We start from the raw sequence: 22,328 nt of genomic DNA on the forward strand, positions 1-22,328 counted from the left end.
AAATAAGCTCATCCTACAAAAAATTTTATATTTTTTAAACAAGTAGATTTTTTGGTGTCAAAAACTCAAAAAAGAAAAAATTTCTTCCTACAATCAAAAAAACTGAATTATATTCCTTCTTGGTATAATTTATTGACCTTGACCATTCAAAAACCCAATTTCATGATTGAGAAATTGATTGATACTACAGCCCAGGTAATCCTTGAGGGATTTGAAAGTTATATCAAGGATTTCAATGAGCTCACGGACAGGACTCCTGCCTTTTTTAAATCAAGAGATTGGTCAGCCATGCAGCAAAATCATCGCAAAAGACTTCGGCTTTACAAAGATCAAGTCAGAAGTACCCGCCAATTACTGAATGAAATCCTTTTGGAAAATGCCAATAGTTTTGATTTTTGGAAATCTGCCAAATCGCATTACTCACAGCTGATCTCAAACATGATCGATAAAGAATTGGCAGAGACTTTTTTCAACTCTGTCATACGCAAATCCTATTCAGGTCTTGTCATCAATGAAGATTTGATGTTTGTCCATGAAGGTTATAGTTCCTGTGCCATTTACCCAAATTACAATCTATACCATAGCTATCCTTCGGATTGGGGATTGGACAGGATAATCCAAAAAATCCTGGAGGACTTTGATTTTGGTGTTCCTTATATGAACAAGGAAGAAGACATTGAATTTTTGATCAAATCAATCAAAGATGTGATTTTGACTAGGTACATACCCACTTCTGACAGCACAACCCAAGTTCTGAAATCTGTTTTTTACAGAAACAAAGGCGCATATGTTATCGGTAGAATCAGATTTGGTGGGAAATGGATGCCATTTATCATCCCATTTTTGAACGGACCAAAAGGAGTGTTTGCAGATACCATGATCTTTGACCCAAACCTAATGTCCGGACTTTTCAGTTTTTCCCGATCCTATTTTATGGTAAAAACAGACATTCCGTCTCAAATGATCTCCTTTCTTAATGCCGTGATTCCAAACAAAAAAATCCATGAACTTTACAACGCCATCGGATTCAACAAACACGGTAAGACAGAATTTTACCGGGATTTTTTGAATCATCTCAGCCAAAGCCAAGATAATTTTGTCCTTTCGGAAGGAGTCAAAGGCATGGTAATGACAGTCTTCACCCTTCCTTCCTACAACGTCGTTTTCAAAATGATCAAGGATTATTTTGACCCGCCCAAAACCATGACAAGGCAGGAAGTCCGCGAAAAATACAGGATGGTAGGCCTTCATGACCGGGTGGGAAGAATGGCAGATACACATGAATTTGAGGAGTTTCACTTGCCTTTGGATAGAATTGCCCCTGAGTTGATGGAAGAACTTAATAATACCGTCAATTCTCTTTTGGAAGTCACCAAAGACGAACTCATCCTCAAGCATGTCTACATCGAAAGACGGATGACGCCTCTCAATATCTATCTTGAAACTTGCTCTACAGAAGATGCCAAATATGTAGTGGAGGAATATGGCAATTCTATTCTAGAAATGGCCAATGCCAATATTTTTGCCGGGGATATGATGACAAAAAACTTTGGAGTCACAAGACAAAAAAGAGTGATTTTCTATGATTATGATGAAATCGAGTTTTTGACGGACATGAACTTCCGTGAGAAACCAAAACCTGAGACCTTTGAGCAGATTTACGCCTCATCTCCATGGTATGATATTGCTTTAAACGATGTGTTTCCACAGGATTTCAAACGATTTATGATCGGAAGACATGATGTCAAAAACCATTTTTTCGATTACCACAGTGAACTTTTTAATCCCGAAAAATGGAAAATAATCCAAGAAAAAATCATTTCAGGCTATGGAGTCCATGCTTTTTCTTACCCCAAAAAAATACGCTTCCGTCCTGAAGAGGAAATCTAATTCCAAAGGCATTAATCTTTGGATTCAAAAAATCCAATCCCCAAAGATAAATCACTACAAAAGGTGACAGTTGTCAGGGTATCTTGGCTTGAATGTGAGTATCTTGAAAAGTCATCAAACCAGAATTGCTATGAAAGTCCTATTCATGATTATTCTGATAATCCACGGACTTATTCATTTACTTGGGTTTCTAAAAGCTTTTCTTTTAGCCGAATTAAATGAAATAACTAACCCGGTTTCCAAGTCATTGGGATTACTTTGGCTATTGACAAGTTTGAGTTTGGTGTCGGCTGGGACAATGCTTTTTCTCAAAAACCCAATTTGGTGGCTCATTGCGATTATCGGTGTTTTGCTTTCTCAGATCCTCATAATTGTCTTTTGGAACGACTGTCTTTATGGCACGATTCCAAATATTCTAATCTTGATTGTTTCCTTGTTTGGACTTGCTCATTTCAATTTTGAGAAAAAAATCAATGAAGAAGTTGCCTATACATTGGCAAAAGTTTCAAAGGAAGTCCCCCCTCCCATTTCAGCCAAGGATATTTCAACCCTTCCTGAACCAGTCCAAAAGTGGTTAACTGTCGCCGGAGTACTAGAGAAAGTACCAATCCAGAGCGTTTACATAAAACAAAATTACCTGATCAAATTAAAGCCCGAACAGAAAGATTGGTATCAAACTTCGGCAGAGCAATATGCTACAGTTAACCCACCTTCTTTTGTATGGCGTGCTGAGATGGAAATGATGCCTGCAATCACTGCATTTGGAAGAGATAAATTCATTGAAGGGAAGGGGGAAATGGTCTTCAAATTACTTTCAATTATTCCTGTAGCAAATGACGGCCCTAATCCACAGATCAATGAAGCCGCTCTGCAGCGTTTTTTGGGAGAAATGGTTTGGTACCCATCAGCAGCGATAAGCGAATATGTCACTTGGAAAGATACAGGGCCTCAAACCGCAATTGCAACGATGAACCTTGATGGACTTTCCGGCTCCGGCATTTTCACTTTTGGTGAAAATGGTCATGTAAGGAGTTTTTCGGCTTTGAGGTATCGCGGAAGCGGCTCAGAAGCCAAAAGGTGTGAGTGGGCAGTAAATATTACGGCAACCAAAGAATTTGACGGTGTGAAGGTTCCGGCAAAAGGAGAGGTAACATGGAGATTAGAGTCAGGTGACTGGACTTGGGCAAAATTCGAAATATTGGATTGTGAATTTAATCCCAAACCACCGGATTCATGATTTTCCCTTTGAAGAAAGCTTAAGCATATCTAATTTAATATTTACTTTGCAGGGAAATTTGCTTATACCGATGAATAAAATTCTGATTACACTTTTCTTGATTTTTTTGATTCCTTTGACTGTGATGGCTCAATTCCCCTATGTTGGCATCCAAAACAGCCAAAGAAAAGGGATGATCAATGTGATGATGAATCCCGCTGAATTGAATAATATATCAAGAACAGTGGAAGTGCAGTTTTTTTCAGCCAATGCGGCTTTTGGAAATAACGTCCTCACTCTCTCTGAAACCCTGAAAAACAGAAATGACCTTTGGAACAAAATGATGGAAAAAGCGAATCAACCCATCAATGGTAATACTGATATTTCTGTAATCATTCCTTCATTTGGAATAAAAACAGGAAAATGGGCTTTTAGCCTCATTTCACAAGCTCAGAGTAGAGCTACTATCCTAGGTCTTAACCCGGATTTAGGGAGGTATGTGACAGAAAATGAGGAAAATTTTGATATTATTGGTCTGTCTTTAAACAACCCAAACAACCAAAGAGCTAACACTGCTACATGGCTTGAATCAGGTGTTGGGATCGGAAGGGAAATATGGAACAGCCCAAAAAGCAAATTTTCAGTAGGTACTAATTTCAAACTGTTGTTTCCTACCGGATATACCAATATAGGGGTAGGGAATTTGACCGGTACTTTGGCAGTAAATCGAAATGAGGTAGCGCTGACGGATGCCAAAGGAGTCATTAATTTCTCTTATAACAAGAACTTAGTGGATGTTAGGAATTTTAATCTAAACTATGATAACCTGTCATTAGGAAAAATGAACGGAGCAGGATTTGACATTGGGTTCAATTATCAATTGAAAAATAACAGAGGAGTATGGTTGAATACCGGAATGGTTATTAGAAATATTGGTAAATTAAAATTTGGAGGCGGTCAAAACAATCAGACCTTCAGAATGTCAATCCCCGAAGGAGAAGTATTCCGGATAGACTTATTGGAACCCGATTTTAAAGCAATAGAAAGGGCATTTTTGGAAAGTGGTTACTTTTCAAGAGAATCCAATCAGGATGGCTTCACCGTGGGATTACCAACGGTATGGGCTGCAAATACGGATCTAAAATTGACAGAGAAGCTTTTTGTGAGTGTTTATGGTCAGACATTCATCCAAAACAAAAACAATAATCTTCAGATCCCTGCGCTCAATCTGATTGCAGTCACCCCAAGTGCTATTTTTGGAAAATTCGAGGTTTATTCTCCATGGGGATATTATGACATCACCGGATTTACAGGGGGTCTTGGATTCCGATATGGCGGATTCTTTATAGGCTCGCAATCTGTGATGACTGCATTGGTAGACCAGTCAAAAAAAGCCGACTTACAAGTCGGCTTGAGTTGGGGGTTTGGAAAGAAAACCAATGGAAATTTCTAAGTTTTGATTTCCAGGTAGGAAAATCAGGAGTTTCAATTTACTTTTTTTCTAAAAGGTACAGCAGGCAAGTCTAGACTGTTGTATAAATTAACTTCAGGATTATCTGCCCAAGCATACCTGACTTCGGACGGATTTTTAACTTTAGGACTAAACACCTCTACTTGGTTCGTCCCGATGATTTTCCCCTCTGCTGATTCAAATTGACCATCTTCCCCTGCTAGAATAAAACCTTTGACTTCATTACCTGAGGACAATTTCAATCCTTCTCCTTCAAAATCAAACGTAATGATGACTTTTCCATCTTGCTTTTCCACCTTCGAAACTGATGGCCCTGAATGGATAACATCTTCTCCATAGGCGACTTTCTTAGCCGCTTGCCACAACCTATTGCCAACGTCTTTTTTGTTTCTTGGATGGATATCATCAGCATTCCCCACATCGATGGTCACAGCCATTCCAGTGTTTGGCTGTTCTAAAGTTTGGGTCTGCGCTTCTCTCAGAAATGCCCAATTAGAATCCGGCTGCACTTCCTTCCTTTCCATAAAATTTGCCAATTGGACATAAAGAAAGGGAAAATCGCCGATGCCCCATGCATCCCTCCAGTCTTGGATCATGGTACTGAACAATTTCTTGTAGTATTGATGTTCTCCTGCATTACTTTCTCCCTGATACCAGATTACACCTTTGATTGGATATTTAACTATGGGTGCGATCATGGCATTGTACATCATACCGGGAAGCCAATTGTGCCATTCCACCTTTGGTATTTCCTCTTCCACCCGGTTATTATATTTCCACTCGCCTTCAAGTGATATTTTCTTTCCATTTGATTTGACAAAAAATTCACCGCTTTTGCCCAATACAGGTGAGTTGTTCCAAGTATTGACAATCCTGACGGCCAATAAATTTTCACCTTTTACAACCATTCCTGCCGGAAGGGTAAATTCCTTCACCGCATCACCATAATCTTTTAATAAAAGTCTTCCTCCATTGAGGTAGATGTAGGCCATTTGCTGAATATCACCTAAGTTCAAAGTGACATTTTCAATATTGTTCAAAGTAAATTTTTTACGGAACCAGGCGATGTCTGAGAAGGGATTATCCTCAGGAAGATTGACAGTCTGCCAATCACTGTCATCAAAGTTTGTATTTACAACACCCTTGATTTCACCATTTTCTGGGGCAGTAACCAGGTCGTTTCTTTTCAACTCCCTTAACTTGTTGTCAATGGTTTCTTGAATCCAAAAGTCTTTTCTATCTATTAAATCTTTTGCTTTTTCCTGATATGGAGGAAAATCGAGCAATTTGCCGGTAGAAGTCCATCCTTCGGCAGGTGTTCCTCCCCAGTTGCTTTCAATGATGCCGATTGGCACGCCTTTTTCCAGGTGGTTTCTTTTGGCAAAAAACCATGCCACCGCAGAGAAATTCAGAATATTGTCTGCATTTGCCATTCTCCATTCTCCTCCCCTCACATCATTTTTTTCTTTGGCGTCATAATCATGTGGTATTTTGAAAAAACGGATCAAGGGATAATCACTATCGGCAATTTCCTCCTGAAGTCCCTCCACTTGGGCACTCATCACCCACTCCATATTGGATTGTCCGCCTGCTACCCATACATCGCCGATCTGTATATCCCTGATCTTTTTGCCATTAATATCGAGTTCAAAAGGCCCCGATGCGGGCATAGGATCGAACTCTATCATCCAATAGCCTTCTCTGTCTATCTTCGTTTCCTTTTCCTGATTGTTGAATTTTCCTACCACTTTTTTGCCGGGGGTACCGTCTCCCCAAATTCTGATGGGCTGGTTTCTTTGAAAAACCATGTGGTCAACAAAAAATTTCGGCATAAAAACTTCCGTCAAAGGCTCATTGGATTGACAAGAAAAAGCCATAAGAATCAGACACAGGAATGAAGCTTTTATTATGGATTTTAACATAGGAATAGGTTTTTTGGGTAAAGGACGAATTTATTTAATAAGGAGAAACCTGTCAAGAGTAATTATCAATTTGAAAAAAAACTAAACTTTGATTACCTCAATTTTGTCTACAACTTCAACAATAACATCGCCACACCAAAATAAACTGACAATCCTAGCAAGTCATTGGCTGTGGTGATAAATGGCCCTGAAGCTATGGCAGGATTGATTCCAAACCTGTCCAAGACCAAAGGTGTAATCGTCCCCATAAAAGAAGAAAGCAAAACCACGCAAAACATCGCAAGACCTATGGTCAGTCCAAAAATACCATCAAAACCATAAAGGAAAACAACCACCAAAAAAACAAAAGCCGCCAAGACTACCCCATTGACCAAGGCAATCAGTAAGCCCTTGGTAAACCGTTGTAAAGGGGTGTCATCAAATACGGATTTAGAAGCCAAAGATTGAACAACCAAAGAAGAAGATTGGATCCCGACATTTCCACCTGTTGCAGCCACTAATGGGATAAATGAAGCCAGGGCGATATACTTGCTCAAACCCACTTCGAAGAATCCAATGATTTTCGCTCCCATCAATCCCCCGATGACACCAATCAGTAACCAAGGCAACCGGGCTTTGGAAATCCTGAAAATGGAATCGGATTCCTCCACATCAGCTGAAATACCGGTCATGGCTTGGATGTCTTCTTCCGATTGCTCTCTAATCAAATCCAAAATATCATCGACTGTGATCCTACCAACTAGCCGGTTTTTGGCATTTACCACCGGAACGGATTCGAGGTCATATTTTCTCATAATTTCAGCCACTTCTTCACCTTCCATATGGGTCGGGATGGAGATCAGCTCCGGTTCATAAATATCAGAAATCTTTGTATCGGCTGAAGCAAGTATGATTTTTTTGAGTGAGACCCTGCCAAGCAGATGCTGCCTGTTATCTACTACATAAATCGAGTATATCTTTTCTACTTTTTCGGCCTGTCTTCTGATTTCTTCGATGGTCTGTACGACATTCCAGTTTTTGTTGGCACGGATAAATTCCTTCGCCATCAACCCACCTGCAGAATCCTCGTCATAGCGAAGGAGATCAAGTATATTGGCTGATTTTTCCTTTTCCTTTAAGTGACTGATGACACCTTCCCGATCTTTGGTTGACATCAATATCAGGATATCCGCCGCATCATCGGATTCCATCTGATCAATCAATCCTGCCAATTCGGTGGTTTCCAATTCACGGATAACCTGAATCAAAGAATCTTCATCCAACTCAATCAAAATATCTGCGGATGTGGAAGCAGGCAGCAACCTCAAAACATAGATCGCCTCGTCCATATTGAGTTCGTCCAATAGGGAGGCAATATCCGCTACATTGGCACCCTCAAAGGACTCTATGATGAAACCGTTGTTTTGGATTTCAATGCTGTCCTGAAGGCTTTCCAGATATTCTTTGGAAAGTTCAAATGATTTTATTGGTTCCAAGATTCCTGTATTTTAAGCGTTAAACCGATAAATTCCTGAACGTCCAACTGCTCTGCCCTTTTGTCCATGATGGGATCTTTGCTCAGTTCTTCAGAAAGCCCAAAAGATTTTAGACAATTTCTCAATGTCTTTCTCCTTGTTCCAAAACCTTGCTTCACAACCCTGAAAAACAGTTTTTCATCACACTCCAATTTCTCCACTGCATTTCTTTTCAATCTGATTACACCTGAATTAACTCTTGGAGGAGGATTGAACACCCCGGGAGGAACAGAAAATAAATATTCAATATCATAAAATGCCTGTAGCAAGACAGACAAAATCCCATAATCTTTGTTTCCTTTTGGAGAAGCTATCCTTTGGGCCACTTCTTTTTGCAACATACAAACTACCTCTGTCACTTGATTCCTTTGGTCCAATACAGTGAAAAGAATCTGTGACGAAATGTTATATGGAAAATTGCCAATGATGCCATAAGGTTCGTTCATGATCGTGGCAAAATCTTTTCTAAGAAAATCAGCCTCAATGATCTTTTCTCCCAAATTTGGGTACTTTTCCCGCAGGTATTTGATCGATTCCCGATCGATGTCGACAAGGTACAAATCCCATTTTTCCAACAAAAGAAAATCGGTCAACACCCCCATCCCCGGTCCTATTTCGAGGACTTTGGTAATCCCTCCATGACCCGTCATGGCCTTGGCAATATTCTCGGCAATCCCCAAATCGATCAGGAAATGCTGTCCAAGGTGTTTTTTGGGTTTGACCTTTTCCATGCGGTATACTCTAATTATTTTATCTAAATTGCGTGTCAAAAATAAGAGAATTATCATAAAGCCCTACTATTATTTAAAATGGCAGTGTGGCGTTTTTTCTTACTTCTTCAATCTTTCTTTTCCTAAAAAACTAAGATTCCCGAAGTTATGAAAACAATAACTCTAAATCTATAACCAACCGTATTCGATAAATTTTAATGAACCAAAGAAAAAACAAACCAGTCATAGGCATCAGCATTGGAGATATTAACGGTATTGGGGCTGAAGTCACTATAAAGGCACTTTTGGACAATAGGCTGATCAAACTCGTCACTCCCGTGATCTATGCACATGGCAAAGCACTGACTTTTTACAGAAAACATCTTGGCATTGAGGACTTTAACTTTATGCAGATCAAAAGCATTGAGGATGTTCACCACAAAAAAATTAATGTAATCAACGTTTTGGAAGAAAGTCCGGAGGTAATGCCGGGAATGGAAACCCAAGAAGCGGGCAAAATGGCCATTGCTGCACTTGACCATGCTATCAAAGACCTAAAAGAAAACAAAATCGAGGCTTTGGTTACAGCCCCTTTGAATAAAAACAACATCAACAGTCCCGAAAAGAAATTTGTCGGACACACAGAATACCTTACCGAAGCATTTGGAAGCAAGGACAGCCTGATGTTTTTGGTAGCAGACGGCATCCGTGTTGGATTGGTCACAGGACATGTTCCGCTGAAAGATGTAGCTAAAAACGTCACTCCTGAAAAAATAAAGTCAAAACTCAATATCATGCTGAAGTCACTTAAAGATGATTTTGGAATTGCAAAGCCAAAAATAGCGGTGCTTGGGTTAAATCCCCATGCAGGCGAAGATGGCCTATTGGGAGATGAGGAAGAAAATATCATCAAACCATTGATCAAGGAGTATAAAGACAAAGGCCATTTGGTTTTTGGTCCTTATTCAGCAGATGGTTTTTTCGGAATGATGCATCAAAAGAAATTTGACGGGATTTTGGCCATGTACCATGACCAAGGTCTAATTCCTTTCAAATCACAGGCATTTGAGTCAGGAGTCAACTTTACTGCAGGACTTCCTGTCATCCGTACCTCCCCTGACCATGGAACTGCTTATAATATTGCCGGAAAAAACCTTGCCGATGAAGGTTCTATGAGGGCTGCCATCATGCAAGCCTACGACATCATCCGCCTCAAAGGAAACTGGGAAGAAGAAGGTGAGGCTTAAGTTATTGTAAAATAATGATTTGTGGTTTGAAATTTGAAACAAGAAGCCAGGAATTTCATCTTTTATCTCACATCCTTCTTATCTCTTAAAATAATTTTACGCCAAATTTTATTTTTCTAAAGCATTTCCCTAAATTTGCGGTCTTGAAATAGCAGGAGGTTCGTGAAATTCCTAAGAAACTACGATATTGACATCATCAAATTAAAGGATGGAAAGCATTCTTTCAGTTTTGAAGTCACCAATGATTTCTTTAAATTTTATGAAGCCGAGGATTGGGTCAACGGAGCCAATATCACTGTTACTGTTAATTTGAACAAGACTGTTTCTGTAATGGAAGTTGATTTTGATATCAAAGGAACAGTGGGATTGACCTGTGACAGAAGCTTGGAGGAATTTGATCATCCTTTGGAACTGACTGAGAAGGTCATTTACAAATATGGTCCGATGGTTCAGGAAATCAGTGAAGACGTATTCATGATTACCAAAGATACCCCAAGCATCAACGTCGCCCAGCTTATTTATGAATTCATCCTTTTGGCTATACCTGCCAAGAAAATCCATCCTGATTATTTGGATGAAACCGATGAAGATGATTTTGAGGAGGAAGGAACTTTGATCTACCTTTCTGAAGAAGAAGAAGAAATTGGAGCTGAAGATTCAGATGAAGACAGTCATCAGGAAAAACCGGCAGATCCCAGATGGGAAATATTAAATAAACTAAAGAAAAAAGATTAATCTAAAATAGTATAGAGATGGCACATCCTAAACGAAAAATTTCGAAAACCAGAAGAGACAAAAGAAGAACTCACTATAAGTTGACAGCTCCAGGTCTTGCACAATGCCCTACCACAGGCGAATTTCATTTACCTCACAGAGCATTTTGGCTTGATGGCAAACTGTACTACAAAGGACAGGTGATCATGGAGAAAGAAGTTCTTGCATAATCAATATACAAAAGTCCTTTTGATGAAATCCATCCCGAAAAAATTCGGGATGGATTTTTATTTTCAAGAAAATCCATTCTGAAAAGCCTGGAAAGGTCTATTTGGCAATACTGCTATTCTAAAACCAAAAACCTTTGGTGGAAAAGCACATTTTAGATAATTTTGTCGGCTTGAATAGAAATCTGAAAGTCTCATCAAGGCCAAAAACCATTACCACATCCAAGCCTGATAATTTAGGAAAATTCAACCTACCTTAGGGCTTCAAACGAAATTTGAATGAAAAAAACCAGAGCAGTCATTACGGGAGTCCAAGGTTGGGTGCCTGATTACATCTTGACCAACCGTGAACTTGAAACCATGGTGGACACCAATGATGAGTGGATTGTCACAAGAACGGGTATTAAGGAAAGAAGAATTCTTAAGGGAGATGATAAAGGTACTTCTGTAATCGGAATCAATGCAGTCAAAGGATTATTAAAAAAAACCAACACCAATCCTGAGGATATTGACTTGATCATCTGTGCCACTGTAACTCCCGATATGCCATTTCCGGCTACTGCCAATATCATTGCAGATGGCGTTGGAGCAATCAACAGTTATAGTTTTGATATCTCTGCAGCCTGTTCAGGGTTTTTGTATGCCTTGACCATAGGAAGTCAGTTCATCGAAACAGGCATGCATAAGAAAGTGATAGTCATAGGGGCGGATAAAATGTCCTCAATCATAGATTATCAGGACAGGGCTACCTGTATCATATTTGGAGATGGTGGCGGAGCTGTCTTATTGGAACCGACCACTGAAGAAGTGGGTATTATGGATTCACTCTTACACTCTGATGGCTCTGGAGCTCCTTACCTCCACATGAAAGCCGGGGGGAGCCGCAAACCTGCCACCATGGAAACTGTTGCTGCCCGTGAACATTATGCCTTTCAAGAAGGAGCTTCTGTTTTCAAATTTGCTGTAACAAACATGGCCGAAGTCAGTGCTGAAATCATGGAGCGAAACAACCTTACTGCTGAGGATATTTCTTGGCTAGTGCCCCATCAGGCTAACAAACGCATCATAGATGCTACAGCCAACAGGATGGGAATAGGTCCCGACAAAGTCATGCTCAACATTGAAAAATACGGAAATACTACCGCAGGGACACTTCCTTTGTGTTTGTGGGATTATGAATCACAACTCAAAAAAGGAGACAATATCATTTTGGCTGCTTTTGGCGGAGGATTTACCTGGGGTTCGATTTACCTCAAGTGGGGTTATGACTCCAAATAACTATTAACAAAAAACCAAAATACAATAATGGCAAGTACCGCAGATTTCAAAACCGGATTGTGTCTGGAAATGAATAACGACATCTTTACGATTGTGGATTTTCAACATGTCAAACCCGGCAAAGGTGGCGCATTCGTGAGAACCAAATTGAAAAGCCTAACCTCAGGTAAAGTTTTGGACAAAACTTATACCGCAGGTGAAAAAGTAGTCACGGCCAGAGTGGAAAAAAGACCCCACCAATTTATTTATCAGGATGATTTGGGTTATAATTTCATGGATACGGAAAATTTTGAACAAATTTCCATCCAAGAAAAACTCATAGAAAGGCCAAAATTGCTAAAAGAAGGCCAAACAGTAGATATATTGGTTCACGCCGAAACAGAAACACCCATATCTGTTGAGCTTCCTCCTTTCGTAGAATTGATGATAACTTATACCGAACCCGGCATAAAAGGAGATACTGCAACAAATGCTTCCAAACCGGCAACCTTAGAAACGGGTGCAGTAGTGATGGTTCCTTTGTTTGTGGAGCAGGATATCATGATCAAAGTGGATACAAGAGACGGTTCTTATTCCGAAAGAGTAAAATAATTATTATAAGCTATGTGATTTCCTTAAATTACATAGCTTGTTTGTTTTTGTACCAAATCAAACCTTAACCCAAACATTTAAGCGGGTTTTAAAAAATAGACATATCATGAAAGCAAAAGAAATCCAGGACTTAATAGACTTCATCTCAAATTCCGGTCTAGCAGAGGTAAAGATTGAAACAGATGAATTCAAACTTTCCATAAAAAAATATTCAGAAGCTCCCACTGTAAAATATGAAGCTACTCCTTCGGCGCCTGTAGCTGTAGCACAAACTGCACCCGCAGCAGCACCTGCTGCACCGGTAGCTGCTGCGCCTGTCAAGGAAGATACCTCCCGTTTTATTGAGATAAAATCCCCGATGATTGGAACATTCTACCGTACATCGAATCCTGATGCAGACCCATTTGTAGCTGTAGGAGATTCGGTGTCCGCCGGTCAAACAGTATGTATCATCGAAGCGATGAAGCTTTTCAACGAAATCGAATCTGAGGTTTCCGGTAAAGTCGTAAAAATTTTGGTGGACAATGCCACCCCGGTTGAATATGACCAACCACTTTTCCTTGTTGATCCTGCGGGATGATTTTTGTTTCACTAACCTGATTTGACTGTGTTTAAAAAAATATTAATCGCCAACAGAGGGGAAATTGCCCTTAGGGTAATCAGAACCTGCAAGGAGATGGGCATCAAGACTGTGGCTGTATATTCCACTGCTGACAAAGACAGTCTTCATGTTCGCTTTGCTGATGAAGCGGTATGTATAGGCCCTGCGCCAAGTAGGGAATCATACCTCAATATCCCAAGAATCATTGCTGCCGCAGAAATCACCAATGCCGATGCCATCCACCCCGGCTATGGGTTCCTTTCTGAAAATGCTGAATTTTCAAGAATATGTGAGGAATATGGGATCAAATTCATCGGTGCAAGCCCTGAGATGATCAATAAGATGGGTGATAAGGCCACAGCCAAAGCAACCATGAAGGAAGCAGGCGTGCCGACTATCCCAGGATCAGAAGGGTTATTAGATTCCATAGAACAAGGAATAAAAATAGCCAATAAGATGGGTTATCCGGTGATTCTGAAAGCAACTGCCGGCGGTGGTGGCCGTGGTATGAGAATAGTAAGAAATGAAAGCGAATTCAAAAAATCATGGGATGATGCGCGCCAGGAATCAGGTGCTGCTTTTGGAAATGATGCGCTATACCTCGAAAAATATGTCGAAGAACCAAGACACATCGAAATTCAGATTGTAGGTGACAGCACTGGCAAAGCCTGTCACTTATCCGAAAGAGATTGCTCCATACAAAGAAGACATCAGAAATTAGTGGAAGAGACCCCTTCCCCATTTATGACCGATGAACTGAGGGAAGCTATGGGCAAAGCCGCAGTCAAAGGTGCCGAAGCCATTGCTTATGAAGGCGCAGGTACTGTGGAGTTTCTAGTCGACAAGCACCGCAACTTCTACTTTATGGAAATGAATACCCGTATCCAGGTAGAGCATCCGATTACGGAAGAAGTTACTGATTTTGACTTGATCAAAGAACAGATCAAAGTTGCAGCGGGTGAAAAAATCTCCGGTAAAAACTACTTCCCCAAACTCTACGCCATGGAATGCCGGATCAATGCTGAAGATCCAACAAATGGCTTCAGACCAAGTCCGGGAAAAATCCTGAACCTGCACATGCCAGGAGGAAGAGGAGTCAGGGTTGATAGCCACGTCTATGCAGGATATGTCATTCCGCCAAACTATGACTCCATGATTGCAAAGCTAATCGTGAGTGGCCAATCTAGAGAAGAAGTAATCGTAAGGATGAAAAGAGCCTTGGAGGAATTTGTCATCGATGGCATCAAAACAACCATTCCATTCCACATCGCTTTGTTGGAAGATGAAGAATTTAAAAAAGGGAATTATACCACCAAGTTTTTGGAAACTTTTGATTTTTCGGTGATTAAGAAATAGAATTTCATAGCTTTCAAAGTGATCATAAAACCGGGGAAACTTCTCCGGTTTTTATTTTATCCAAGTCTTTTTCTTTTTCAGAGCAAATCAACTCTTCATTTGTCAGCCAAATCCGGAGCTAATCAGTATTGGCTAAGGATTTTCTGTTAATTTTGCGCCTTGAAGTTTTACAAAGCTTAAAACCAGATATGTCATTAGCTACCAAATACAGTCCTGAAGCAACCGAGTCCAAATGGTATGCCTATTGGATGGAAAACAAATTTTTCTCCTCCAAAGTAGACCCTACCAAAGAGCCCTATACCATCGTCATCCCTCCGCCAAACGTCACCGGAGTGCTCCACATGGGACACATGCTCAACAATACGATTCAGGATGTATTGATCCGAAAAGCCCGCATGGAAGGCAAAAACGCCTGTTGGGTTCCGGGTACTGACCATGCATCCATTGCCACGGAAGCCAAAGTTGTAGCCATGCTCAAGGAAAGAGGCATTGACAAAAAATCCATTTCCCGCGAGGAATTCCTCAGATATGCGATGGAATGGAAAGAAAAATACGGAGGAATCATCCTCGAGCAGCTCAAGAAATTGGGGGCTTCCTGTGATTGGGACAGGACCAAATTCACCATGGATGCTGACCTGAGCGATGCTGTGATTTCGGTTTTTGTGGATTTGCACAAGAAAGGAAAAATCTACCGTGGCATCCGCATGGTCAATTGGGATCCACAGGGCAAAACCGCACTTTCGGATGACGAAGTGATCATGAAAGAAATACAGTCCAAACTGTATTACATCCATTATAAAATCGAAGGAACGGATAATGAATACCTGACCATTGCTACTACACGTCCTGAAACCATCATGGCAGACGTGGCTATCTGTATCAATCCAAATGATGTGAGATTCTCACACCTGAAAGGTAAAAAGGCCATCATCCCTTTGATCAACCGTGCCATTCCGATCATCGAAGACGAATACGTGGACATGGAATTTGGTACGGGCTGCCTCAAAGTCACTCCTGCCCATGATATCAATGACTATGAACTTGGTATCAAACACAAGCTCCCTGTCATAGACATCCTCAATGATGATGGGACGCTGAATGAAAAAGCCCAGATTCTGATCGGTGAAGACCGATTTATAGCAAGAAAGAAAATTGCCAAGCTTTTGGATGAAGCCGGCCAAATTGAAAAAATAGAGGATTACAAATCAAACGTCGGACATTCTGAAAGAACAAATGCGGTCGTAGAACCTAAGCTTTCACTTCAATGGTTTCTCAGAATGGAAGATATCACCAAACCTGCCCTCAGCGCAGTAATGGACGATATCATCCAACTCCACCCACCCAAGTTCAAGAACATGTACCGCTCTTGGATGGAAAATGTACGTGATTGGTGTATCTCACGCCAACTCTGGTGGGGACATCAAATCCCTGCTTTTTACCTTCCAAACGGAGAATATGTTGTTGCCAAAACAAAAGAGGAAGCCCTGAAATTAGCAAATGAAAAATTCAATACCTCTTATTCCATGGAAGACCTGAAACAGGATGAGGACGTTTTGGACACATGGTTTTCTTCCTGGCTTTGGCCGATATCTGTGTTCGACACGGATATCTTTACCACAGGAGAGAAAAATGAAGACCTGAAATACTACTACCCTACCAATGACCTGGTCACTGCTCCTGAAATTCTCTTTTTCTGGGTAGCCAGAATGATCATCGCCGGATATGAATATACGGGTGAAAAACCCTTCAGCAATGTCTACCTCACAGGAATTGTTCGGGACAAACTCGGCAGGAAAATGTCCAAGTCTCTTGGCAATTCGCCAGATCCACTTGACCTGATCCAAAATTTTGGTGCTGACGGAGTCCGCACTGGGATGCTTTTCAGTTCTCCTGCGGGAAATGATCTTCCCTATGATGAGAAATTGGTCGAACAAGGAAGAAATTTTGCCAACAAAATCTGGAATGCCTATCGCTTGGTTCAGGGATGGGAAATTGATCAAAATCTAAGCGGAGATGAAAATCTAGCATCCATCAACTGGTTTGAAAACCGGTTCAATGAAGCTTTGACAGAAATAGAAGACCACTTCACCAAGTTCAGAATCTCTGATGCACTGATGGCTACTTACAAGCTTGTATGGGATGACTTTTGTTCTTGGTACTTGGAAATGATCAAGCCTGCCTATCAACAGCCTATAGATCAAAAAACCTATGACAGGACGATTGTTTTCTTTGAAGACATCCTGAAAATCCTTCATCCATTTATGCCTTTCCTCAGCGAGGAACTTTGGCATCAGATCAAGGACAGAAAAACAGAAGAAGCACTGATTGTTTCCTCATGGCCAAAGCCAAAAAGCTTTGATACCAAACTTATTTCAGAAGCATCGCAGATTTTTGAGGTGGTATCCCAAATCAGAAATACAAGGGCTTCAAAAGGAATTTCTCCCAAAGAGGCATTTTCACTTACAGTGAATACCAAACATGAAGCACTTTACAGGAATTTTGAAGCTGTGCTGAAAAAGTTGGCAAACTTATCCGAGCTTTCTTTTGGTGAAAAAGTGGACAATGCCATGAGTTTTGTGGTAAAAGCAGATGAGTGTTTTATACCGATGGGGGATAAATTGGATGTGGAAAAAGAAAAAGAGACCCTACAAAAGGAACTTGATTATACCAAAGGATTTTTGAATACAGTCCTCAAAAAACTCAGCAATGAGCGATTTGTGGCCGGCGCCCCTCCCCAAGTGATCGAGGTGGAAAGAAAAAAACTAGCCGATGCCGAATCCAAAATCAAAGTTTTGGAAGAGGCAATAGAGAAGTTATTATAAGCTTCCTTTTAGAATATTAAAAATCATTTACTCCGACCTCCAATTAAATTTGTATGTCGGAGTTTTTTTTAAAAAATTAAGTCTTTATAATTAAAACTTAAATAAAAGTTTAAACGTAAAATCACTAATTTCTAACATAAACCCCGTTAGCCATGAGATATTCTTTCAAACTCGTTTTAGTTTTAGTGGTTTTTTTAGCTTTTCAAGCCTGTAATCAATCAGAAGATAATGTCCCTGAAATAACCAAGGAAGAGTTTCCTGATCTAAAAATATTTCTAGACAAATTTGAAGTAGAAGCCAAACTGAGAGGCTTCAACTTTGACTTTTCCAACTTAGACCTTGTCTATGTGGATAAACTTACACTACAGGATGGATCTGAATATTGTGGACTTGGAATTATCAAACATCCTGTTTCCGGTAAAAGAACCATACAAATCTCAAAATCTCCCGGGATTTGTGATTGGGCCAATAAAACAGATATTGAAAGAGAAAATCTGTTTTTCCATTTAATGGGGCGTGCTTTTTTAAATTTACAACCTGATAATGCTCTGATGTGTAATGGCAAACCATTGTCAATGATGTCTATTACCTTCAATAATTTCAATATATATAAGGAAAATGAACCTGAACTTAGAGAATATTATATAGACGAATTGTTTGACAGGTTAGCCGCCAATGAGCAGTGCATTGATTTCGGGCAAAATTTCACTCAGAATCCTGTTTTTTTCAAAAATGAATTATCCGACCTTTTGTGGAGATTCTCTAATGACAATGGCAGATACCAATTTTCAAGAGGAATTCATCCAAATTCATTCAGCACCACGTATTTGGGGATTTCATCTTCAGGAAATGGCCAAAACACAGGATACATCTATAAAGAGCTGGAAGTGCCAAATATTCCTGAAGGGGCCACGGTCATTTTGCGTACAAAAGTCAACGCAGAAAATCTGCAAGGACCCGGAGTAGCAATAGCGATGAGGGTTTACGACACCAAAATTGGTAATACCGGAGCTACTACCAATGAATCTCACCTTCTAACCACAGAAACTAATCCGGTAAATGGGAAATTAGAAAACCATGTTTTGGAATTGAGACTCCCCAATTTTAGCAGAAAGACAATATTTATAATACCCTTTGCGGTCATGATGCCCGGAACAAGTGGGCAGGCATATTTTGATGATTTTGAGATTCTGGTGGAACCGAGATAAAAAAATGGAAAGGTTGGGAAGGTTCTAAGGTTGTAAAGTTGGATGGTTTAGGGCAGGTGAAAAATAAACAGGAAAAATTTCTAATTTAAATAGAAATTTTTCCTATTTTTATTTTTAATAAACTGATCAAATGGAAAAAGCATTAAAACCTAAAAAATCCAACACATTTAAGTCAGTTGGATTTTTGGATCAACCAATCGACGACTTTTCAATTGTTCTTTGTGCCCATAAAGGGATTGAAGTGGATTGGGCATTTGAGCTTGCCGATCAATTAATGATCCCTTATGATGAGTTTTCTTCGCTTTTACAGTTTTCCACCAAAACACTTAAAAATTATCAAAAGGAGGAAAAAAGGCTGAATCCTATATCAAGTGAACAGGTTTTAAAACTCAATAAAATGAGGATTCTTGGTTTAAAGGTTTTTGGAACGCCCCAATTCTTTAATAATTGGCTCAAAAAGCCAGCTATGGGTTTAGACAACGAAATCCCGTATGCGCTGCTCCAAACAAGTGGTGGGATTGACTTGATAATTGAAGAATTGGAAAGCATTGCCCACGGTGATTTCTCTTAGAATGCTTGTTTATAGAATTTGTCTCGCGGAGTATGCCCATGAGTTGAAAGCTTCCGGAAATGCAAGCAGGTGGAATTCAAATGGAAATTTTGTGATTTACGCTGCTGCAAACAGGGCTTTGGCTTGTTTAGAAAATGTCGTGCACCGAAGTAGTGAAGGTTTAAACCATCTTTTTAAGGTAATGGTCATAGAAATTGAGGATTCGGTTTCTGTTTTGGATATATCGGTCAGCTCATTGGATATTGATTGGCATAAACGGATTTCATATCCTTATTGCCAAAAAATCGGTGACAAATGGTATCATGAAGAGAATACCGCTGTGCTGAGTGTGCCCTCCTCTATCATTTCAATGGAAAAAAATTACATTATCAATTGCAGACATGAGGATTTTATTGCCAAAAAAATTCGACTATTATGCACCGAAGACTTTGAATTCAATCCTCTGATTAAGGGAAGTTAGAAAAAATTGGAAGATTGGAAGGTTGAAAGAAACCAAAAAATGTTAACAACTGCGACTGCCTACTGAAAACTGCCTACCTGCTCCTTGCTCCTTTGAAAAGGATGTTTTTTAGGATTTTGAAAAAATACTTAAAATCAGTGGCGATGGGCGAATTGGAATAAGCCTCCAAATAGCGCATTTCTGACTCCATGATTTCTTCCAATGTCTTTGGCATATCAGCGTAATACGGAGGAATCAGTCCGGGCTTAAATTGGGTTCTTTTCTCCTTCAATTCAGCATGATAAAGGTTAAAGTATTGCTTACTGAGAGGTCTGACACCGACCAATTTGATATCGCTTTTTAGAAGATTCCAAACCATAGGAAGCTCATCAAGCCAGAATTTTCGAAGAAATTTACCAAACCGGGATATCCTGAAATCATCCTTGAATTTCCCTCCATCAGTCAAATTATTTTGTTGATAGACGACATCCTGTAAATATTCGGAATATGGATACATGGTCCGAAATTTATAAACCAAAAACTCTTCTCCTCCCTTTCCTACTCTGTTGAGTTTTACTATTGGCCAATATGTTGGGTTAGTGTTTTTTATCGGGCTTCCGGATTTCCTCGCCACAAAATATAACTTGGAATCAATTTCTGTCTGATCTATCAATTCAAATCCCGCCGCATACAACCTTCCCATTGCTTCGACATCGGACATCAATTTCCCCTTTCCTTTGGTAATCATGTAATGCAATTTCCCAATCAAGGGTAATTTTGGAATTACCCGAAGGACTACTGTATCCCATGCATATACCATTTTGGCAAATAGAGGAGCATGTTTTTTTGCAATACGTTCTTTCCTGTTTTTGTAAGTCTCCACCGACCCAATCAACAAATTACCAAATTCAAGGCTTTGGTTTGCATTCGAGAAAAACAAGTTGGGGTCAGAAAAATCATTGAGCTTAGGCAAGACAATCAGGCAGGAAAGTGAACCTGTTTCAAATGAACTTTCTTCCAAATGAGATTCAACGACGAAAATTTCTTTCTGAAATCCTTTCAGGTGTTTTTTAATAAAACTTTGCAAACCGGGAGGAATTTCATTGGGAATCCGAACTTCAGTATGCAATTCGGTTTCCAGAAAAATGTCAGACTCTTTATAATTATAAAAACCCATTATACTTTCCAAAGATGGACACTCGCTTTTTTAAACAGGCATCCCAATAAACTGTTCGCAATTTATTGATAAATCCATTAATAAAGTTTAGGAATGGCATTGATTTTTTTGATAGCTTCCTGAAAATCAATACCTAAGATTTCAAGGTACCATCGAATCGTTTCGAAACGCGGAAGGTTCTCGGTTTCTCCCATTTTCAATGCTGACTCCCTGCTTATCATTCCTTCCCGTATTTGGTTTGACCGGAAAGTGTCCACTTCAGAAAAACCAGCTACTGTGTAGTAGATATAATTATAAAAACCTGCCGTCCCATCCCCTATCCTCCAGGTTGATGTTGTGTCCGGTGATTTTTCCCAATTATAATCAGACAAAATAAGGCTGTTAATCTCATTTTCATCCCAAGGATAATAATCAAACAATTGAACATAATCCTTCTTGGGAGCCAAATACCTGACAGCAAATGAGCCCAAACTATCTAAAACGGATTGGTTGAGGTAAGCGGGATTTGAAAGCACTTCTTTTCCGATAAACCCAAAAAGATTTAATTGATTGGCAATGGAAAGGGAAAATATTCTCTTCTTTTCAAAGTTCGGTTTCAATCCCGCAAAACCGACTTTAAAGTCTGTATTTTCCAGGTGATTGACTCCCCAGATATTCAGGTTGATACCAGTTTGCTTTTTGAGCCTATCTGTATAAAAGAAGAAATACTTATCCCCTGCCATAAATAGCGGGATCATTCCCAAAGCAGGTTTGCGAAGCCAAGCCTCAATGTTCTTTTTGATGTTTTGCCTTTTCCAATGAATGTCAGCAGCCACAACGACATTTTCCACCCCCAACTTACCACATACCCTTGCAATATTTCTCCGTGCCAAATCAGTGACCATTCCCCAATCATAGGTCAAAGCAATCGGATTCAAACCCAATTCTTTTTTGACCAAATGGAGTGCAAAGGTACTGTCTCTACCTCCACTAAAAGGAACAATGCAATCTGCCTGCGATGAATTTTTTCTATATGGCGCGACAATTTCCCGTAATTCATCCAGGTTTTTAGCTTTGTTTTTTGGTTTGTAATTTTTGCAATAATTGCAAACCCCTTCATGGTCAAAAACTATAAAAGGAAAAGTTTCGGGCAATACGCATCGGGAACATCTTCTGAGTTTTTTGATTCTTTCAGTTTGGTTTTCCAAAAGTTCAAAAAGATGCCTTTCTTTATTCCTATTAAAATTTATTTCAGGTTCAAGGACTATTTCATTTCCAAAATCAGGGTTTTTGATGGAAGAAATTTTCAATGAATACGGAAGGATATTCTCAGCTTTTGTTTGTGATGTACCACTTTTTCCAATTCCAATTTCCTCCAACACCAAATTTGAAGGA

Annotated in this window: 19 protein-coding genes; 14 read left to right on the plus strand and 5 right to left on the minus strand. The window is 39.8% G+C overall.

Annotation, left to right across the window (positions count from 1 at the left end):
* Positions 1–162 precede the first annotated feature (162 nt).
* From aceK to ACZFYI_RS02655, 3 genes are all read left to right on the plus strand, one after another.
* On the plus strand, positions 163–1,890 hold the full coding sequence (gene aceK, locus ACZFYI_RS02645; protein ID WP_462522574.1) for a bifunctional isocitrate dehydrogenase kinase/phosphatase: 1,728 nt from the start codon (positions 163–165) through the stop codon (positions 1,888–1,890).
* A gap of 130 nt (positions 1,891–2,020) precedes the next feature.
* On the plus strand, positions 2,021–3,127 hold the full coding sequence (locus ACZFYI_RS02650) for a DUF6544 family protein (protein ID WP_462522575.1): 1,107 nt from the start codon (positions 2,021–2,023) through the stop codon (positions 3,125–3,127).
* A 70-nt stretch (positions 3,128–3,197) separates the two neighbouring features.
* Complete coding sequence (locus ACZFYI_RS02655) at positions 3,198–4,559, plus strand: hypothetical protein (protein ID WP_462522576.1); 1,362 nt, start codon at positions 3,198–3,200, stop codon at positions 4,557–4,559.
* Positions 4,560–4,591: 32 nt separating this feature from the next.
* Here ACZFYI_RS02655 and ACZFYI_RS02660 read toward each other — a convergent pair whose 3' ends face one another.
* The 3 genes from ACZFYI_RS02660 to rsmA form a co-directional block, all read right to left on the minus strand.
* Positions 4,592–6,499 (minus strand): sialate O-acetylesterase, encoded by a 1,908-nt coding sequence (locus ACZFYI_RS02660; protein WP_462522577.1) that lies wholly within the window; start codon positions 6,497–6,499, stop codon positions 4,592–4,594.
* Between the two features lie 107 nt (positions 6,500–6,606).
* Positions 6,607–7,974 carry a magnesium transporter gene (gene mgtE / locus ACZFYI_RS02665; RefSeq protein WP_462522578.1) on the minus strand — a complete coding sequence of 456 codons (1,368 nt, stop codon included), beginning with the start codon at positions 7,972–7,974 and terminating at the stop codon, positions 6,607–6,609.
* Positions 7,962–8,744 (minus strand): 16S rRNA (adenine(1518)-N(6)/adenine(1519)-N(6))-dimethyltransferase RsmA, encoded by a 783-nt coding sequence (gene rsmA, locus ACZFYI_RS02670; protein WP_462522579.1) that lies wholly within the window; start codon positions 8,742–8,744, stop codon positions 7,962–7,964. Before rsmA ends, mgtE begins: the two co-directional genes overlap by 13 nt.
* 197 nt (positions 8,745–8,941) lie before the next feature.
* On the opposite strand from rsmA, the gene pdxA reads away from it, so the two are divergent.
* The 11 genes from pdxA (at position 8,942) to ACZFYI_RS02725 (ending at position 19,798) form a co-directional block, all read left to right on the plus strand.
* Positions 8,942–9,970: a 4-hydroxythreonine-4-phosphate dehydrogenase PdxA gene (gene pdxA / locus ACZFYI_RS02675; RefSeq protein WP_462522580.1), complete on the plus strand. Its 1,029-nt coding sequence runs from the start codon at positions 8,942–8,944 to the stop codon at positions 9,968–9,970.
* A gap of 162 nt (positions 9,971–10,132) precedes the next feature.
* Positions 10,133–10,705, plus strand: a complete 573-nt coding sequence (locus ACZFYI_RS02680) for a YceD family protein (RefSeq protein WP_462522581.1) — start codon at positions 10,133–10,135, stop codon at positions 10,703–10,705.
* Positions 10,706–10,722: 17 nt separating this feature from the next.
* Positions 10,723–10,914, plus strand: a complete 192-nt coding sequence (rpmF, locus tag ACZFYI_RS02685) for a 50S ribosomal protein L32 (RefSeq protein ID WP_113922858.1) — start codon at positions 10,723–10,725, stop codon at positions 10,912–10,914.
* A 276-nt stretch (positions 10,915–11,190) separates the two neighbouring features.
* The gene (locus ACZFYI_RS02690) at positions 11,191–12,189 is read left to right on the plus strand and encodes a beta-ketoacyl-ACP synthase III (protein WP_462522582.1); all 999 of its coding nucleotides are present in this window, start codon (positions 11,191–11,193) and stop codon (positions 12,187–12,189) included.
* A 27-nt stretch (positions 12,190–12,216) separates the two neighbouring features.
* The gene (efp, locus tag ACZFYI_RS02695; RefSeq protein WP_462522583.1) at positions 12,217–12,780 is read left to right on the plus strand and encodes an elongation factor P; all 564 of its coding nucleotides are present in this window, start codon (positions 12,217–12,219) and stop codon (positions 12,778–12,780) included.
* A 106-nt stretch (positions 12,781–12,886) separates the two neighbouring features.
* On the plus strand, positions 12,887–13,360 hold the full coding sequence (gene accB / locus ACZFYI_RS02700) for an acetyl-CoA carboxylase biotin carboxyl carrier protein (RefSeq protein ID WP_462522584.1): 474 nt from the start codon (positions 12,887–12,889) through the stop codon (positions 13,358–13,360).
* Between the two features lie 27 nt (positions 13,361–13,387).
* On the plus strand, positions 13,388–14,737 hold the full coding sequence (gene accC / locus ACZFYI_RS02705; RefSeq protein ID WP_462522585.1) for an acetyl-CoA carboxylase biotin carboxylase subunit: 1,350 nt from the start codon (positions 13,388–13,390) through the stop codon (positions 14,735–14,737).
* Positions 14,738–14,925: 188 nt separating this feature from the next.
* Positions 14,926–17,559 carry a valine--tRNA ligase gene (locus ACZFYI_RS02710; protein WP_462522586.1) on the plus strand — a complete coding sequence of 878 codons (2,634 nt, stop codon included), beginning with the start codon at positions 14,926–14,928 and terminating at the stop codon, positions 17,557–17,559.
* Positions 17,560–17,711: 152 nt separating this feature from the next.
* Positions 17,712–18,767, plus strand: coding sequence for a hypothetical protein (locus ACZFYI_RS02715; RefSeq protein ID WP_462522587.1), 1,056 nt, complete (start codon positions 17,712–17,714; stop codon positions 18,765–18,767).
* A gap of 130 nt (positions 18,768–18,897) precedes the next feature.
* The gene (gene parS / locus ACZFYI_RS02720; protein ID WP_462522588.1) at positions 18,898–19,338 is read left to right on the plus strand and encodes a type II RES/Xre toxin-antitoxin system antitoxin; all 441 of its coding nucleotides are present in this window, start codon (positions 18,898–18,900) and stop codon (positions 19,336–19,338) included.
* Between the two features lies 1 nt (position 19,339).
* The gene (locus tag ACZFYI_RS02725) at positions 19,340–19,798 is read left to right on the plus strand and encodes an RES family NAD+ phosphorylase (RefSeq protein WP_462522589.1); all 459 of its coding nucleotides are present in this window, start codon (positions 19,340–19,342) and stop codon (positions 19,796–19,798) included.
* A gap of 73 nt (positions 19,799–19,871) precedes the next feature.
* On the opposite strand, the gene ACZFYI_RS02730 is transcribed toward ACZFYI_RS02725, so the two are convergent.
* The gene (locus tag ACZFYI_RS02730; RefSeq protein WP_462522590.1) at positions 19,872–20,954 is read right to left on the minus strand and encodes a sugar transferase; all 1,083 of its coding nucleotides are present in this window, start codon (positions 20,952–20,954) and stop codon (positions 19,872–19,874) included.
* Positions 20,955–21,031: 77 nt separating this feature from the next.
* A partial coding sequence (locus ACZFYI_RS02735; protein WP_462522591.1) for an adenine nucleotide alpha hydrolase family protein occupies positions 21,032–22,328 on the minus strand: 1,297 nt, incomplete at its 5' end.

The sequence above is a fragment of the Aquiflexum sp. genome, assembly GCF_977115555.1.

Bases quoted from the DNA above. Each gene is read 5' to 3' on its own strand.
- aceK (WP_462522574.1), top strand. From the start codon at position 163: ATGATTGAGAAATTGATTGATACTACAGCCCAGGTAATCCTTGAGGGA.
- accB (WP_462522584.1), top strand. From the start codon at position 12,887: ATGAAAGCAAAAGAAATCCAGGACTTAATAGACTTCATCTCAAATTCC.
- ACZFYI_RS02710 (WP_462522586.1), top strand. From the start codon at position 14,926: ATGTCATTAGCTACCAAATACAGTCCTGAAGCAACCGAGTCCAAATGG.
- parS (WP_462522588.1), top strand. From the start codon at position 18,898: ATGGAAAAAGCATTAAAACCTAAAAAATCCAACACATTTAAGTCAGTT.
- ACZFYI_RS02690 (WP_462522582.1), top strand. From the start codon at position 11,191: ATGAAAAAAACCAGAGCAGTCATTACGGGAGTCCAAGGTTGGGTGCCT.
- pdxA (WP_462522580.1), top strand. From the start codon at position 8,942: ATGAACCAAAGAAAAAACAAACCAGTCATAGGCATCAGCATTGGAGAT.
- rsmA (WP_462522579.1), bottom strand. From the start codon at position 8,744: ATGGAAAAGGTCAAACCCAAAAAACACCTTGGACAGCATTTCCTGATC.
- efp (WP_462522583.1), top strand. From the start codon at position 12,217: ATGGCAAGTACCGCAGATTTCAAAACCGGATTGTGTCTGGAAATGAAT.
- ACZFYI_RS02660 (WP_462522577.1), bottom strand. From the start codon at position 6,499: ATGTTAAAATCCATAATAAAAGCTTCATTCCTGTGTCTGATTCTTATG.
- ACZFYI_RS02650 (WP_462522575.1), top strand. From the start codon at position 2,021: ATGAAAGTCCTATTCATGATTATTCTGATAATCCACGGACTTATTCAT.
- ACZFYI_RS02725 (WP_462522589.1), top strand. From the start codon at position 19,340: ATGCTTGTTTATAGAATTTGTCTCGCGGAGTATGCCCATGAGTTGAAA.
- ACZFYI_RS02730 (WP_462522590.1), bottom strand. From the start codon at position 20,954: ATGGGTTTTTATAATTATAAAGAGTCTGACATTTTTCTGGAAACCGAA.
- ACZFYI_RS02715 (WP_462522587.1), top strand. From the start codon at position 17,712: ATGAGATATTCTTTCAAACTCGTTTTAGTTTTAGTGGTTTTTTTAGCT.
- rpmF (WP_113922858.1), top strand. From the start codon at position 10,723: ATGGCACATCCTAAACGAAAAATTTCGAAAACCAGAAGAGACAAAAGA.
- ACZFYI_RS02655 (WP_462522576.1), top strand. From the start codon at position 3,198: ATGAATAAAATTCTGATTACACTTTTCTTGATTTTTTTGATTCCTTTG.